Genomic DNA, 382 nt, shown 5'->3' with positions numbered 1-382 from the left:
ATGGGGCTTGAGGCCGTCGATGTTTGGTTTCAAGACGAAGCTCGATTTGGACAACAAAATACAACAACTCGTCTTTGGGCTAAGCGCGGCACAAGACCGCGAGCGGTGAAACAGCAGCAATTTGAATATGCTTACTTATTCGGTTCAGTGGAATTGGAGAGGCGATAGTCGTCCCTTGGGTAAACAAAGAGATTATGATTCAGCACCTTGGTCAAATATCGCAAGCCACCGAGCGAGGTCGTCATGCAGTTGTCATAATGGATGGTGCTGGATGGCATACCAGTGATATTGCCGAGCAGTTTGACAATGTCAGTATCATCAAATTGCCTCCCTATTCACCAGAGCTAAATCCAATTGAACAAGTATGGAGTTGGCTGCGACA

At 46.9% G+C, this 382-nt stretch carries 1 pseudogene; it reads left to right on the top strand.

Features of this window, described 5'->3' with window-relative positions:
* Nucleotides 1–382: pseudogene (locus QTN94_RS20565) on the top strand (IS630 family transposase); the annotation flags it as partial.

The organism is Vibrio sp. M250220, assembly GCF_036533795.1.
Taxonomy (GTDB): Bacteria; Pseudomonadota; Gammaproteobacteria; order Enterobacterales; family Vibrionaceae; genus Vibrio.
Note: the sequence above shows the minus strand (reverse complement) of the source record. Positions and strands in the feature narration are given on the sequence as shown.